15 protein-coding genes are annotated in these 15,119 nt (G+C 45.1%); 7 read left to right on the top strand and 8 right to left on the bottom strand.

Annotated elements, in window-relative coordinates:
- Nucleotides 1–38 precede the first annotated feature (38 nt).
- On the top strand, nt 39–824 hold the full coding sequence (locus tag MED222_RS09255; protein WP_009847395.1) for a class I SAM-dependent methyltransferase: 786 nt from the start codon (nt 39–41) through the stop codon (nt 822–824).
- A 56-nt stretch (nt 825–880) separates the two neighbouring features.
- Here the strand turns inward: MED222_RS09255 and rnhA are convergent, their stop codons facing one another.
- The gene (rnhA, locus tag MED222_RS09260) at nt 881–1,345 is read right to left on the bottom strand and encodes a ribonuclease HI (protein ID WP_009847394.1); all 465 of its coding nucleotides are present in this window, start codon (nt 1,343–1,345) and stop codon (nt 881–883) included.
- Nucleotides 1,346–1,401: 56 nt separating this feature from the next.
- Between rnhA and dnaQ the strand changes: the two genes are divergently transcribed.
- Nucleotides 1,402–2,169 carry a DNA polymerase III subunit epsilon gene (gene dnaQ / locus MED222_RS09265; RefSeq protein ID WP_009847393.1) on the top strand — a complete coding sequence of 256 codons (768 nt, stop codon included), beginning with the start codon at nt 1,402–1,404 and terminating at the stop codon, nt 2,167–2,169.
- 9 nt (nt 2,170–2,178) lie between these two features.
- The gene (locus tag MED222_RS09270; RefSeq protein WP_009847392.1) at nt 2,179–3,426 is read left to right on the top strand and encodes a TIGR03503 family protein; all 1,248 of its coding nucleotides are present in this window, start codon (nt 2,179–2,181) and stop codon (nt 3,424–3,426) included.
- A 190-nt stretch (nt 3,427–3,616) separates the two neighbouring features.
- Here the strand turns inward: MED222_RS09270 and fadE are convergent, their stop codons facing one another.
- Nucleotides 3,617–6,082: an acyl-CoA dehydrogenase FadE gene (gene fadE / locus MED222_RS09275; protein WP_009847391.1), complete on the bottom strand. Its 2,466-nt coding sequence runs from the start codon at nt 6,080–6,082 to the stop codon at nt 3,617–3,619.
- 328 nt (nt 6,083–6,410) lie between these two features.
- On the opposite strand from fadE, the gene lpcA reads away from it, so the two are divergent.
- Nucleotides 6,411–6,986 (top strand): D-sedoheptulose 7-phosphate isomerase, encoded by a 576-nt coding sequence (gene lpcA / locus MED222_RS09280; protein WP_009847390.1) that lies wholly within the window; start codon nt 6,411–6,413, stop codon nt 6,984–6,986.
- A gap of 67 nt (nt 6,987–7,053) precedes the next feature.
- A complete protein-coding gene (locus MED222_RS09285; protein WP_009847389.1) occupies nt 7,054–7,899 on the top strand; it encodes a class II glutamine amidotransferase in 846 nt (281 codons plus the stop codon).
- Nucleotides 7,900–8,034: 135 nt separating this feature from the next.
- On the opposite strand, the gene purN is transcribed toward MED222_RS09285, so the two are convergent.
- Together purN and purM are read right to left on the bottom strand one after the other, a co-directional pair.
- Entirely contained in the window at nt 8,035–8,721 is a 687-nt protein-coding gene (gene purN, locus MED222_RS09290) for a phosphoribosylglycinamide formyltransferase (protein ID WP_086027545.1), read from the bottom strand.
- Between the two features lie 120 nt (nt 8,722–8,841).
- Nucleotides 8,842–9,882, bottom strand: coding sequence for a phosphoribosylformylglycinamidine cyclo-ligase (gene purM / locus MED222_RS09295; protein ID WP_008222945.1), 1,041 nt, complete (start codon nt 9,880–9,882; stop codon nt 8,842–8,844).
- Nucleotides 9,883–10,051: 169 nt separating this feature from the next.
- Here purM and upp point away from each other — a divergent pair, with 169 nt between their 5' ends.
- The gene (gene upp / locus MED222_RS09300; protein ID WP_009847387.1) at nt 10,052–10,678 is read left to right on the top strand and encodes a uracil phosphoribosyltransferase; all 627 of its coding nucleotides are present in this window, start codon (nt 10,052–10,054) and stop codon (nt 10,676–10,678) included.
- Between the two features lie 160 nt (nt 10,679–10,838).
- Here upp and MED222_RS09305 read toward each other — a convergent pair whose 3' ends face one another.
- Nucleotides 10,839–12,077 (bottom strand): uracil-xanthine permease family protein, encoded by a 1,239-nt coding sequence (locus tag MED222_RS09305; protein WP_004734317.1) that lies wholly within the window; start codon nt 12,075–12,077, stop codon nt 10,839–10,841.
- 277 nt (nt 12,078–12,354) lie between these two features.
- Between MED222_RS09305 and MED222_RS09310 the strand changes: the two genes are divergently transcribed.
- Entirely contained in the window at nt 12,355–13,614 is a 1,260-nt protein-coding gene (locus MED222_RS09310) for a DUF2066 domain-containing protein (protein WP_009847386.1), read from the top strand.
- A 115-nt stretch (nt 13,615–13,729) separates the two neighbouring features.
- Here the strand turns inward: MED222_RS09310 and MED222_RS09315 are convergent, their stop codons facing one another.
- Genes MED222_RS09315 through arsC form a run of 3 tightly spaced genes read right to left on the bottom strand, consistent with a single transcriptional unit; the run spans nt 13,730 to nt 15,114 of the window.
- Complete coding sequence (locus MED222_RS09315) at nt 13,730–14,167, bottom strand: DUF2069 domain-containing protein (RefSeq protein WP_009847385.1); 438 nt, start codon at nt 14,165–14,167, stop codon at nt 13,730–13,732.
- The gene (gene wrbA / locus MED222_RS09320; RefSeq protein WP_009847384.1) at nt 14,164–14,757 is read right to left on the bottom strand and encodes an NAD(P)H:quinone oxidoreductase; all 594 of its coding nucleotides are present in this window, start codon (nt 14,755–14,757) and stop codon (nt 14,164–14,166) included. The genes MED222_RS09315 and wrbA overlap by 4 nt, the downstream gene beginning before the upstream one ends.
- Before the next feature lie 6 nt (nt 14,758–14,763).
- Nucleotides 14,764–15,114, bottom strand: a complete 351-nt coding sequence (arsC, locus tag MED222_RS09325) for an arsenate reductase (glutaredoxin) (protein WP_009847383.1) — start codon at nt 15,112–15,114, stop codon at nt 14,764–14,766.
- Nucleotides 15,115–15,119: the final 5 nt, after the last annotated feature.

Genomic DNA, 15,119 nt, shown 5'->3' with positions numbered 1-15,119 from the left:
CACTTTTAGTGAGACAGAATAAGTGAGACAGATTATTGATGAAGCCAGCACGTAGCAGAAAGAAGTTTGAGCGTCCTTATACTTGGGCACAATTGCACAATGGGGACTGGTTGAGAGAATCTATTCAAACTCGACTTGATGAGTGGTGCCCAAAACTATTTGGTTACCATATGCTCAAACTTGGTGGCCTCAGCAGTGAGATTTCTAGCTGCACATGCAACATTCAACATCAAGTAAACCTAGATATCCAGAACCCATTACATAATGTGATAGCAGATGGTTATAATTTACCCTTTTTAGAGAAAAGCTTTGATGTTGTGGTGCTGAGTCATCAGTTAGATTATAGCAACGACCCACACCGGCTATTGAGGGAAGTCGACCGAGTAATGATGGACGATGGCTATATTATTATCACCGGCTTTAACCCTTTTAGTGTGACTGGGCTTGCCAGTTTGATGCCTTGGCGAAAGAACAGCTTGCCATGGAGTGGACGTATGTACACGCCAAACCGAATTAAAGATTGGCTAGGCGTACTTAATTATGAAGTGATTCATTGTGACACCTACGCGTTGTTCCCGATGAGTAAATACCAAGCGATGTGGACGTGGTTGGAGAACAGCTTAGGCAGCTGTGCATCGTTCGCTGGTAGCCAATACTTTATTGTTGCTCGTAAACGTACTTATCCACTTAAGCCTATCAAGCCACATTGGCACCTTAAGCGACGCTTCTCTCCTGTAGGAGCCAGTTTTAGAACCAATACGCGTCGCACCTTGGACTCCGCTAAAACTTCGTATCCGTTAAAAGCAGAAAAAGCCGACTCATAGTCGGCTTTCCATTGCTATATCTGTTTTAGATACTGACATTTCCTTTAAGAAAATGATCAGCTTGGCTGATAGCCCGTATCTTCTTGGGTCGGGTTTTCAGCTGCACTTCGAGCTAAATCATCACACATTTCATTTTCTCGGTGCCCCGCGTGCCCCTTAACCCAGCGCCAATCAACGCTATGGCGCGCCGTCTCTTTGTCGAGTCTTTGCCACAGGTCTGCGTTTTTAACGGGCTTTTTATCGGCTGTTTTCCAATCGCGCTTTTTCCAGTTGTGAATCCACTGGGTGATACCTTGACGCACGTATTGGCTATCTGTGGTCAGAATGACAGAGCAAGGCTCTTTGAGGGCTTGGAGAGCCACAACAGCGGCGAGCATTTCCATGCGGTTATTGGTGGTTAAGGTGAAACCTTCGGCTAACGTCTTCTCTACTTTTTTGTAGCGAAGTACAATGCCGTAGCCGCCAGGACCTGGGTTGCCTAAACAAGAACCATCAGTGAAAATTTCAACTTGTTTCGTCATGATTTGATACTATTACCTCAAGCACATTATCGGCATAGTCTGACACAGTTATCCTTATGAATACCAGTAGCACTCCAGAACAAAGCACGAACGAAAAAAACAGTTCGAATGAAAACAAACGCATCGTTGTACTCGATACCGAAACCACCGGTATGAATACAGAGGGTGGCCCCCACTATATGGGACATCGCATCGTTGAAATTGGTGCAGTAGAGATCATCAACCGTAGGCTGACTGGGCGTCACTTTCACGTCTATATCAAGCCCGATCGTGCGATTCAAGAAGAGGCAATTGGCGTTCACGGTATTACCGATGAATTCTTGATTGATAAACCAGAATACCAAGACATACATAAAGAGTTTCTCGACTTTATTAAAGGTGCGGAGCTGGTGGCTCATAACGCGCCCTTCGATACGGGCTTTATGGACTATGAGTTTGAGAAACTTAACCCTGCTATAGGTAAAACGGATGACTACTGCAAAGTTACCGATACCTTGGCGATGGCGAAGAAGATATTCCCAGGGAAAAGAAACAATCTAGATATCTTATGTGACCGTTATGGTATTGATAACTCACACCGTACTCTTCACGGCGCATTGCTCGATGCGGAGATTCTAGCTGACGTCTACTTATTGATGACAGGTGGGCAAACTTCGCTGCAATTTAACGCTGGCCAACAAGAAGGCGAAGGCGAAAGCATACGAAGAGCAGAAAGTGGTCGAAAATCCCTAAAGGTTTTGCGAGCTACGGCCGATGAAGTAGAAGCGCATCAAAGTCGTTTAGACCTCGTCGAGAAAAGCGGAAGCTGCCTCTGGCGTCAGTAGGGAGAAAGTATGTTAAGGGCATTGGCTACCGGTTGTTTATTGCTGTTGAGCTTTGGCTTACACGCAGCAACAGAATCTGTAATGAGTTTATTGGATAATCGCTTTCGAGTTGATCCCAGTATCGAGCAAGTTACTTTTGTGATCTATCGAGCCGATAATTCTAAACCCGTCGTCTTGGTTCGTCCTGATGGCAAGAAGTATCACGCTTTGCGTCATGCTGATAATGTCCGTTGGTACCAAGAATCGTCAATGGATATTATCTCTATCGACAATCCGATGCCGGGTCCTTGGCAAGCGGTAGGTAAAGTCTCACCTAAAAATAATATCAAACTTTTATCTCATCTGGTTTTAGACGCCAATGAATTTCCAGACAAATTGTACCAAACTGAACACATTAAATTTACCGCTCGTTTGACATCCGATGGCAAGCCGCTTGTGCTGCGTGATTTTCTTGACCGTGTGAAGCTTAAAGTAACATTCACTAAGTTCGTCGAAAACGAAGAGTCCTTAGTGAGAGAAGCGCGGCCAATTCCGGTTGTCATGGGGGAATTTGCCGATGATGGCGTTGATCTTGACGAAAAAGCTGGAGATGGTGTGTTCACCGTGTCGTTACCAATGGACATTGAGCCTGGTAAATATCGAGCTCGAATTACTTCTGGTAATGGTGTGTTCCTGCGAGCACAAGAGCAAGAAGTCTTGGTCTACCCAACGCCAATCACAACCACCTTCATTCAGTCTCGCAAAGAAGGTTTATCTCATACTGTAGTGGCTTCTGGCGAGCCAGGTATGATTGCACCGAGCTCGTTAGCAGCTCACGTTGAGTATAAAGCCCCTGATGGGTATGTGATGTATAAGCAAGGCCAAGCCGAAGCTGATGCGATGAAAGTGTCTTTAACGTTGCCTTATAATGATGATTTGGGAATTTACACTTGGTCGGGGATGGTTTATGCCACCGATGCGTCAAGCCAGCGTCCACTGATCTTCCCGATTACCGAGCAGTCGTACAGCGTTGTTCAAGAGATAGACCTAGCAGAATCTCGACGTCTTCAAGAGGAAGCTCTTGCTGAGCAGAAACGTATTGCTGAAAAATTAATGATTCTTCAAAAAAGAGAAGATGACAGGCAGCGCAGCATAATGATTATAGCGGTAGGTAATGTGGCTGCGATTTTATTGGGCTTACTGATTTGGTTTGTAATACGTAAAATCACAGCGAAGAAGAGAGCGTTACCCGAGATGCAGCTCAAGGCACCTAAGTAACTAGTCTGCATTCCTAGAGTTGTCTTGAGGTTGTTGTCTTGAGTGAGTAAACCTCGGGACAACAAACCTCGAGAGACTAAATTTAGATAGAGCAAGCCTCGAGATAGTAAGCATTAAAATTTGTGACAATGAAGTGATGAATAAAAAAACGGGACTCATAGGAGTCCCGTTTTTGTTTCTGTCTCTGACCTTAAGCGACGTTATCAATCGATTGTTCTGGGTACTGAGTCTTTGCTGCAAGCTCCTCTGGTGAGAAGTCATCAACGTTAATTGTGTACAGTCTATGTTCCTCAGCGCTAATCAGAAGATTTGCTTCTTCTTGCGTTAAGATACCTTTCTCAAGTCCCAGCTGAGCGACAAGGTCGAGTCGTAAGAAAGCACGTTTTTGATGTGTTTCTTTACAAACCTTATCGAACAGAGGTTCAGCTTGAAGAATCACTTCTAGCGCTTTTTCAATCTTGCCTACAGGGTTGTATTCCGTTGCTTCCAAGTATTGGCCACGGCCGATACGAGAGCGTGTTTCACTTGGTGTTTGTAGGATTTGCGCGACTTGGCTATCCAACTTGTCGTTTGGTGCACGACGGATACGGCCAAATGGCATTAACACAACGCGAAGTAGTTGACCAATCACAGGGTTAGGGAAGTTCGCCAAGAACTCATCAATCGCGACTTCAGTTTGACGCAAGCTGTCTTGCATACCCCAATGGACTAATGGGAGATCTTCAGCATGGCTACCTTCGCTTTCAAAGCGCTTAAGTGTTGCTGAACCTAGGTAGAGTTGACTCAGGATATCCCCCAGTCTTGCTGATAGGCGCTCTCTGCGTTTCAGTGAACCGCCTAATACAGCCATTGAAATGTCAGACAGTAGCGCTAGGTTAGCACTGTAGCGGTTCAGCTGTTGGTAGTAACGCTGTGTCTGCTTATCCGTTTTATTGGATGGTGTTGGAGCGTCTGAACCACGACCGTCGGTTAAACCAAACCACAAGCTGCGGACTAGGTTACTCATAGTAAAGCTAACGTGTCCTGCTAATGCTGAATCAAACTTATCAAGTGCATCGCTGCTTTCCGAATAAGCCGCTTCCATTTCGTTCAGAACATAAGGGTGGCAGCGAATCGCGCCTTGACCATAGATGATCATTGAACGAGTCAGGATGTTTGCGCCTTCAACCGTAATCGCAATTGGTGAGCCTTGGTAACCACGAGCGAGGAAGTTCGATGGGCCTAAGCAAATGCCTTTACCGCCGACGATATCCATCGCATCGATGATGCTGCGTTGGCCACGGTGAGTACAGTGGTACTTCACGATTGCTGAGATAACCGAAGGCTTTTCACCAAGATCGATACCCGCAACCGTTAGGTTGCTTGCTGCATCCATTACATAAGCATTACCAGCTAGACGTGCCAGTGGCTCTTCAACCCCTTCCATGCGACCAATGGGTTGTTTGAATTGACGACGAATACGAGCGTAAGCACCAGTTGCTAATGCTGCAGATTTAATACCACCGGTTGAGTTTGAAGGCAGTGTGATACCACGACCAACCGACAGGCATTCAACCAACATACGCCAGCCTTGTCCTGCCATTTTTTGGCCGCCGATGATGAAATCGATAGGCACGAAGATGTCATCACCTTGAGTCGGACCATTTTGGAAAGGCACGTTGAGTGGGAAGTGGCGGTTACCAATCTCTACGCCTTTTAAATCGGTAGGGATAAGGGCACAGGTGATGCCAAGATCTTGTTTGTCACCAAGCAGACCTTCTGGGTCTCTCAGTTTAAAGGCTAAGCCTAAAACGGTCGCGACAGGCGCTAGAGTGATGTAACGTTTGTTCCAAGTTAGGCGCATGCCCAATACTTCTTCACCTTGCCATTCACCCTTACATACCACACCATAATCTGGGATAGAGCCTGCGTCTGAGCCTGCTTCTGGACTGGTCAGTGCGAAACAAGGGATCTCTTTACCTTCAGCTAGGCGTGGCAGGTAATGGTTTCTTTGATCTTCTGTGCCGTAGTGCTGCAATAGCTCACCAGGACCTAGTGAGTTAGGTACGCCAACCGTCGATGATAATACGCTCGAAACACCCGTTAGCTTCTGTAGAACTAACGACTGAGCGTAAGCTGAGAATTCTAAACCGCCGTATTTTTTCTTGATGATCATGGCGAAGAATTTATGGTCTTTTAGGTACTGCCAAACTTCTGGTGGTAAATCAGCAAGCTCATGTGTTACTTGGTAATCATTGACCATTTCACACACTGTATTGACTGGGCCATCTAAAAACGCTTGTTCCGCCTCAGAAAGTTTCGGATCCGCAATGTTTTGAAGCTTCTTCCACTCAGGCTTGCCTTTGAACAGCTCTGCTTCCCACCATACTGTGCCTGCTTCCAATGCCTCTTTTTCCGTCTGAGACATTGCTGGTAGAACCTTCTTAAACAAAGAAAGTGCTTTTTGGCTAATGAGGGTCTGGCGAATTGCTGGTACAGCAAAGATTGCAATGGCCAATAGATAACAAAGCCAGCCAGTGACTGCCACGCTGCCAAACAGGGTTAATGCGACCATTGCGCCAGTTAACACAATTAACGCACGGACCAGACTAACTCTATGGTAAAGACAGACGCCTAAGATGGCTGACATGCCGAGTAGGGAGAGCAATATGTTCATGATCGATTTCCTTTTCAGAGATCACTTATTGTTATTAAGTTTAGGTAAGAGGTCTAACCAGTCAAGTGTAAACAAAATATTAAATATTTGTAAAACTCCAAAGTGAATAAAAAGTGATCTCAATAGAGTTAAAGTTCTAATTGTGAGAGGTTGGTGGTGAATATTTGGACGGATCGGCAATGAGAGGTTAATAAAGGTGGCAATCTTTGGGCTTAAGTGTCGACACTATTTCATGTTTGTGGGTAAACTCAGTTATAAAGAGGGGAAAACCCTCAATTCTCATTTCACGCACTTTAAGTTGCGTCAAAAAACATAAGAGATAAGCCAAATGTACCAAGACCTAATCAAAAGTGAATTGAACGAAGCTGCTGACGTTCTGAACAAGTTCTTGAGTGATGACCATAACATTGCTCAAATTGAAGCTGCTGCAAAAATGATTGCAGATTCATTCAAGCAAGAAGGCAAAGTGCTTTCTTGTGGTAACGGTGGTTCACACTGTGATGCAATGCATTTCGCGGAAGAGCTAACAGGCCGATACCGTGAAAATCGTCCAGGTTTTGCTGGTATTGCGATTTCAGATCCGAGTCACCTGTCTTGCGTGAGTAACGACTTTGGTTACGACCACGTATTTTCTCGTTATGTAGAAGCCGTGGGTCGTAAAGGCGATGTGTTGTTTGGTTTGTCGACTTCAGGTAACTCTGGCAACATCCTAAAAGCGATTGAAGCTGCTCAAGCTAAAGGGATGAAAACCATTGCGCTGACCGGTAAAGATGGCGGTAAAATGGCAGGTTGTGCTGATATCGAAATCCGAGTCCCACACTTTGGCTACGCTGATCGCATCCAAGAGATTCACATTAAGATCATCCACATTGTGATTCAGCTTGTTGAAAAAGAAATGGAATAATAGTTTTACAGACATTTGGAGCCTAGGTTTGTGGCTCCATTGGTTTAAATAGGGAGTAGATTAAACCATGTGTGAATTGCTCGGTATGAGCGCGAATGTGCCTACTGATATTTGTTTTAGCTTTACTGGCCTTATGCAGCGTGGAGGCAACACTGGTCCACATCGTGATGGCTGGGGTATTACTTTCTATGAGGGGAAGGGTTTTCGTACATTTAAAGACCCTAATCCTAGTTGTGAATCAAAGATCGCTGAGCTGGTTCAAAACTACCCAATTAAGAGCCAAGCTGTTGTCAGTCATATCCGTCAAGCTAACCGCGGTGGCGTTAATCTAGAAAATACTCACCCTTTCACTCGTGAGCTTTGGGGACGATACTGGACCTTTGCTCACAATGGTCAACTAACGGATTATGATGATCTGATTAGTGGTCGATTCAGACCTGTCGGTGAGACGGACAGCGAACTCTCTTTCTGCTGGTTGTTGAAACAACTTGAAGACCGTTTTCCTGAACCTCCTCAAGATATGGAAGGTATGTTTCGCTTTGTCGCTGAGTGCTGTGACCAGTTACGAGAGAAAGGTGTTTTCAATATGTTGCTCAGTGACGGTGAGTACGTGATGAACTACTGTACGAACCATTTATACTGGATAACAAGACGAGCTCCTTTTGGTAACGCGAGCCTGATTGATGAAGATGTTGAGATTAACTTCCAAGAAGAGACCACGCCTAATGATGTGGTAACCGTCGTCGCAACTCAGCCTCTAACAGACAATGAAGAGTGGTTTAGAATGAAGCCGGGTGAATACGCGCTGTTTCATTTTGGAGAGTTAATTGGCAACAACCACCAAGCGTTGGAAGATGTCGCTTATGCTCCGAAGAAGGTGGCAAGCCAAGCGCCTACTGAACCATTGAGCTAATCTAGTCGATACTATTATTTGTCCTGATTAAAAAAGGCCGCTTACTGTACTAATAAGTCAGTGAGCGGCCTTTTTGTTTTCTGTTTTTTAAGGCTTATTCTTCCGTGATTTACTCTGGGAGAACAACCTTATTAATTACTCTTCTGCGTAACCGTGTGTACCTAATGTTTCACCGTCTAAGACAGCCCTCCCGTTTACCATCGATAAACGATCTTCAGCAAACCATTTACAAACCATCGGGTAAATACAGTGCTCTTGAGTCAGTACTCGGCTTGCTAACATGTCAGCATCATCATCTTCAAATACCGGCACCTTGGCTTGCAAGATTACAGGGCCACCATCAAGTTCTTCGGTAACAAAGTGGACGCTTGTACCGTGCTCTTTGTCTTGTGCATCAATGGCACGCTGGTGGGTGTGTAGGCCCGGGTATTTAGGTAACAGGGAAGGGTGGATGTTGACCATTTTACCGGCATAGTGACGAACAAATTCTGAACTCAAGATACGCATGTATCCCGCAAGTACGATTAAATCGGGTTGGTAAGCATCGATCTGAATCATCAATTCATGATCGAACTCTTCACGTGAACCATAGTTTTTTGGGTTCACAGAATGTGCGTCAACACCTGCTGATTTTGCTCTCTCTAGACCAAAAGCCTCTGCTTTGTTTGAGAAGACAGCTTTAACTGAAGCATCAATCATATTGCTATCACAGGCGTCCAAAATTGCTTGCAAGTTACTTCCGCTTCCTGAAACTAAAACGACGATGTTTTTCTTAGAGTGACTGTTATTCATAGAATGGCTGTTTTTCATAGAGTGGGTCATGCGATTGATTAACTGAACTGTTTACAATGTACCTACATAAACTAAGGTTTTCTGTGGGCCAAATAGCAAAATGAGGACCATAAGGTCCTCATTGATTAACTAAGTAAGTGAGCGTATCACTTATTTGATTTCAACTTGCTCTTCGCCAGCTTCAGCGTTTGCGATCTCACCGATAACCCAAGCGTTTTCGCCTTCGGCTTTCAGCAGTTCAACCGCAGCGTCTGCTTGATCTTTAGGTAGAGCAACAACTAGGCCTACACCACAGTTGAAAGTGCGGTACATTTCAAATGTCTCCACGTTACCTTTCTCTTGTAGCCAGTTGAAGATAGCAGGCCATTCCCAGCTCTTGCCATCAATCACTGCTTTAGTACCTTCAGGAAGTACGCGTGGGATGTTTTCCCAGAAACCACCACCTGTGATGTGCGAGATAGCATGAATGTCATGCTCTGCAATCATCTTAAGTGCCGATTTGATGTAAATCTTAGTCGGTTCTAGTAGGTGTTCACCGATAGTGCGACCTTCTAGCTCTTCACTCTTATCAGCACCAGAAACTTCTAGAACTTTACGAATCAAAGAGTAACCATTTGAGTGTGGACCACTTGAGCCAACAGCGATAAGTGCGTCGCCTGCAGCTACTTTAGTACCGTCGATGATGTCAGCTTTTTCTACAACACCAACACAGAAGCCGGCTACATCGTAGTCGTCGCCTTCGTACATACCTGGCATTTCAGCAGTTTCACCGCCGATGAGTGCACAACCTGCTTGAACACAGCCTTCAGCAATACCAGAAACAACATCTGCTGCTGTATCTACATCTAGCTTACCTGTTGCGTAGTAGTCTAGGAAGAATAGCGGCTCACCACCTTGAACGATTAAGTCGTTCACACACATTGCCACTAGGTCGATACCAATGGTGTCGTGTTTTTTCAGATCCAAAGCAAGGCGAAGTTTAGTACCAACACCATCAGTACCTGAAACAAGTACCGGCTCTTTGTATTTCGTTGGAAGTTCACATAGGGCGCCAAAGCCACCAATACCGCCCATTACTTCAGGGCGACGAGTGCGTTTAACAGCACCTTTAATACGGTCTACTAGTGCATTACCTGCGTCGATATCAACACCAGCGTCTTTGTAGCTTAGAGAAGAAGTATTACCACTCACGGGATAGTCCTCGAACTTAAGTTGGATGTGAAAACGGCGCTATTCTAACAGGGCTTGATTACGAAGAGCAAACGTTTGCGCGGTTTTTTTTATTAGAATAAAGATTCTGAAATAACCCCACAGTTCGTGTATAATCTACAGGTTTGTTTAAATATTGCCGGAGTTGGAAATGAAAGTTGTTGAAGTGAAACACCCGCTAGTAAAACATAAAATTGGCCTGATGCGTGAAGGTGACATTAGTACTAAGCGTTTTCGTGAGCTAGCGACAGAAGTGGGTAGCCTTCTAACATACGAAGCGACATCAGACTTTGAAACTGAACGTGTAACTATTGATGGTTGGAACGGCCCAGTAGAAGTTGACCAAATTAAAGGTAAAAAGGTAACAGTAGTGCCAATCCTACGTGCAGGTCTAGGCATGATGGATGGTGTTTTAGAGCATATGCCAAGTGCTCGAATCAGTGTCGTGGGTATCTACCGTGACGAAGAAACATTAGAGCCTGTACCATACTTCAACAAGCTAGCATCTAACATTGATGAGCGTATTGCTCTAGTGGTTGATCCAATGTTAGCAACTGGCGGTTCTATGATTGCAACTCTTGACCTTCTAAAAGAGCAAGGCTGTAAAGTATTTAAAGTACTGGTACTTGTTGCTGCCCCTGAAGGTATCGCTGCACTAGAAAAAGCGCACCCAGATGTTGAGCTTTACACTGCTGCAATCGATGAGAAGCTAAACGACAAGGGCTACATTGTTCCTGGTCTTGGCGATGCTGGTGATAAGATCTTCGGTACTAAGTAATTCGGTTTCAGCTTAAGTTACGCTAAACCGTTTCTTAACTCGCTGAATTAGCCGTATTAATAAAAAGGGAGAGCATTCGATGCTCTCCCTTTTTTGATCTTGCTAGCTTGTGATGCTCTTAATTGAGGATCACAAGCCTCTACAGTTTGTTGACTTGCAGTTAGTCGATTTGGGCTTTGTCTACTACGGTGTTGTCGCCTAGCTCTTCAGGAAGGACTAGGTTCAGTAGAATAGCAACGATACCGCATAAGCTTACGCCTTGCAGGCTAAAGTCGCCGATGCCAAATGCCATGCCGCCAATACCGAAGACCAAAGTAATGCCGACAATCACAAGGTTGCGTGATTTGTGTAGGTCAACTTTGTTCTGAATTAGAGTATTCAAGCCTACCGTTGCGATTGAACCAAACAGTAGAATCATGATGCCGCCCATCACAGGAACTGGGATTGTTTGTAATAGAGCGCCTAGCTTACCTACTAATGCTAGAACAATCGCTGTTACTGCAGCCCAAGTCATGATCACTGGGTTGAATGCTTTGGTCAGCATTACAGCCCCCGTTACTTCACTGTAGGTTGTATTTGGTGGAGCGCCCAACATAGAAGCTGCAATCGTTGCCACGCCGTCACCAGTTATTGTGCGGTGTAAACCTGGCTTTTTAAGGTAGTCTTTACCGGTTACATTCGAAATAGCAAGCATGTCGCCTACGTGTTCAACAGCAGGTGCAATTGCTACAAATACCATAAAGAAGATAGCGTTGATGTTGAACTCTGGCGCTGTGAAGTTAGGTAGAGCTAACCAAGCGGCCTGAGCGACAGGGGTAAAATCAACGACACCGTATACTAAGCTCGTTACATAACCAGCCACAATACCGCCGAAGATCGGCAGCAGCTTAAGAAAGCCTTTCGAGAAAACACTGATGACAATCGTTACCAGTAATGAGATAGAAGAAATCCATAACGCTGCGTCTGCATCGATAAGCTGAACCGCACCATCGCCTGTTTTACCTAGCGCCATGTTTACCGCAACAGGAGCAAGACCTAAGCCGATCACCATGATTACAGGGCCAACTACGACTGGGGGAAGCAGTTTGTGGATAAAGGCTACACCACGTACCTTAATTAAGGCACCCATTAATACATACACAACACCTGCCGCCATAAGGCCGCCCATAGTTGCACCTACACCCCAAGTTTGAATGCCAAACATGATAGGTGCGATGAATGCAAAAGAAGACGCAAGGAAAATAGGTACTGAACGGCGTGTAATAAGTTGGAATAAAAGGGTACCGATACCTGCACCAAAGAGCGCTACGTTGGGATCAAGGCCTGTCAGCAGGGGCACCAGTACAAGTGCACCAAAAGCGACAAATAGCATTTGCGCACCTTGCAGAGCATTTTTCATGTTATGTCCTTAAAAATGGTCGTTATATGAAAAGCGAAAAATAAAATTCGCGGGATTCTATCACTTGGCAATCGGTTGCTATGTCAGATAGATCAAATTTATTTATATTAGTTATGTTTATCTCTATCAAAATAAGAAAAATTCAGTTTACAAGTGAACGATTTATCATGGTCAGGTGATATTTTATGGTTATTAAACACAGTGGGGGCTAACGACCTTGCCCCTCAATCCATAGTTGCTTATCATCAAGGCACAAGCTTTGAATATTAGGATCAATATGCGCTACATAGCATTGTTGTTGATGGGACTATTAGCCTCTCCGAGTTATGCCTTAACTCAAGTAGATATCTTTAGTGCTGAAGTTGCGATTAACGCTGAAGACAAACAACCAGAACAAGTGGCAAGAAATACTGGCATGGAGCAGGTATTGATACGTGCTACTGGCCAAACTGATGTCGCGTCGAATGAGACGATTCAAAAGGCGATGCGTAAGAGTGCGCAGTACATGTCTCAAATGAGTTTTGGCGAAAGCAATGACCAATCAACATTGCGTATGCGTTTTAACGGTGCTCAAATTCGTTCACTACTGACTCAAGCGCAATTACCGTACTGGCCTGATACTCGCTCAAATATTCTTGTTTGGCTGGTAGAAGAGAGTAACTACGACAAGAACATTGTCTGGGAACACTCCAACTCACTGTTAGCTGTAGGCTTACAAGCCAATGCAAAAGAGCGCGGTTTGCCTTTGATGTTTCCTGTTGGTGATTTTGATGATGTTACGGGAGTGGCCACCTCGGATTTGTGGGGCAGCTTTGTCACACCGATTAGCAACGCGAGTCAACGTTACCCTGTTGATGCTGTTTTGGTGATTAAGGCACAGTCTTCTGGATTACGCTGGACTTTGTATGATCAAAAACCAAACCAACTGACGAGCGCGCCAACATCGCCTGTGAGTGGTTCGGTATCGGGCAACAGCGCGACGACTTCTAAGAAGCTTGTTGACCAAATCAGTAACTACTACGCGAGTAAGAGTGCAGTAACGGTGGCGAGTGAATCTTCGGAATCAATCTTAACGCAGTTTATCAGCCTGAATAACGCGCAAGACTTCTTCCAATTGGAGAATGCACTGAAGCGTCTAAACTCGGTGGCAAGCTTAGATATTCTACAAATTCAAAACAATGAAGTGACGTTCCGAATTCATTTGTTATCGACCCAACAAGAGTTTGAACAAGAAGTTGAAAGCATTCGCCAAGTCGCGAAGGTTGAAGAGTCTTATATCGAACCTGAAGTGAGCCCAGAATTTGAAGCGCAAGATAACATTATGTCTGTAGGCGATGACTCTGCTGTTGTTACTGATGCGATGGGCAATGAAACTACCCCAAGCGTTCAAGTGATGAAAGGCAGTGAGTTATCTACAGGTGCTGAGCTAACAAATACAACTGAGGTGACGCTAGGTGAATCTGATGAGGAAGCGCTACCAGTCACAGCGCCAGTGCACGCTAAGCCAAGCTTAGTATACGAATGGGTTCGCTCGTAATCGTCTACCGACATGACAGATTGATATGAAATCACGAAAAAAGCCCTGCAAGAGAAATCTCGCAGGGCTTTTTGTTTATCTGTTGTCATGTCAGATCTAGAGCATCGAACCAATATTATTGTTCGAACTTAGCTTTCTCTTTCTTTTCTACTTCGGAAAGGCGCTTCAACTTGATGCCTAACTCTTTGGCTCTAAAACGGGTAAATAATATATTGCCTGCGAAGCCTAGAGTCGTCAAAAGCAGTTCTACAGCGGCTAACAAGCGCTCTCCACCGTCTACATACATAATAGTTAACGCGTGTAGGAAGTAGAGCATTAAGACGAAATTCGCCCAAGCATGCGTATAAGGCTTGCCCGATAATATTCCCGGTAATGGTAGTAACAGCGGTATAGCCCAAGCAATCGCCAGTGTTACATTACTGAGGTGAGGGTGCGGTGAAAGTGTCATCTGCCAAGCAACCACCCAGAATAAAAGCGACAAATTGCCCGTTAAAGCAAGGTAGCGAAATAGCTTGGTTTTGGGAGACATCGGTCTCTCTGACATATACATCATTGAGGCATTCCCTTCTGGTTAATAGCGATGCGCGCTACGCGTTTGCCTAGGTTTTTCGCCAACTCAATTTCTTCTTTGCTTAATGAAGCGCTCTCTCCAGTGCTGCTTGCACCGTAAGGTGTGCCACCGGTTTGAGTGGTGTGCAGCGCAGGTTCTGAATAGGGGATGCCCACGACTAACATGCCATGATGAAGTAGAGGCAGCATCATGCTTTGCTGTGTCGTCTCTTGACCACCATGTAGTGATGAAGAGGAAGTAAATACACAAGCTGGTTTATCGATGAGATCGCCATTAATCCATAACGATGTTGTGCTATCCCAAAAGTGCTTCATTGGCCCAGCCATATTGCCAAACCATACTGGGCTGCCGAGTGCTAAACCATCGCAAGAACGGAGATCTTGTAAGGTCGCAATAGGATCTGTTGGTTGATAGCGCGAATCCGGCTGCTCTTCTACCGTATACACGTTGTTCACCGTTCTTAGCATGGCTTCGCAGTTCGGGATGGATTCCACCCCTCGAGCGATTTGCCTTGCTAGCGCTTGGGTGTTGCCGTGTCGACTATAGTAGAGAACAAGAATGTTGATGCTCATATTGGATTACAGAATCTCTAGTACTTGTTCTGGTGGACGACCAATTTTTGCTTTGTTGTTCGCGACAACCACTGGACGTTCAAACAGTTTTGGATTCGTTGCCATTGCAGCGAAAAGATCTTCATCAGTCACTGATGCGTCACCAAGGTTCGCTTCTTTGTAATCCGCTTCTTTGGTACGCATCATGTCGCGAACACTCTCAAAACCAAGCTGAGTGAAAAGCACTTTCAGCTGTTCAACAGTCAAAGGCGCATCTAGGTATTTGATCACCTCTGGTTGTACGCCGTTTGCTTCAAGCAGTTCGAGAGTTTGACGGCTCTTTGAGCAGCGTGGGTTATGATAAATCACGACAGACATGGTTC

Source organism: Vibrio sp. MED222, assembly GCF_000153005.1.
In the GTDB taxonomy this organism is placed as follows: Bacteria; Pseudomonadota; Gammaproteobacteria; order Enterobacterales; family Vibrionaceae; genus Vibrio; species Vibrio tasmaniensis_A.
Note: the sequence above shows the minus strand (reverse complement) of the source record. Positions and strands in the feature narration are given on the sequence as shown.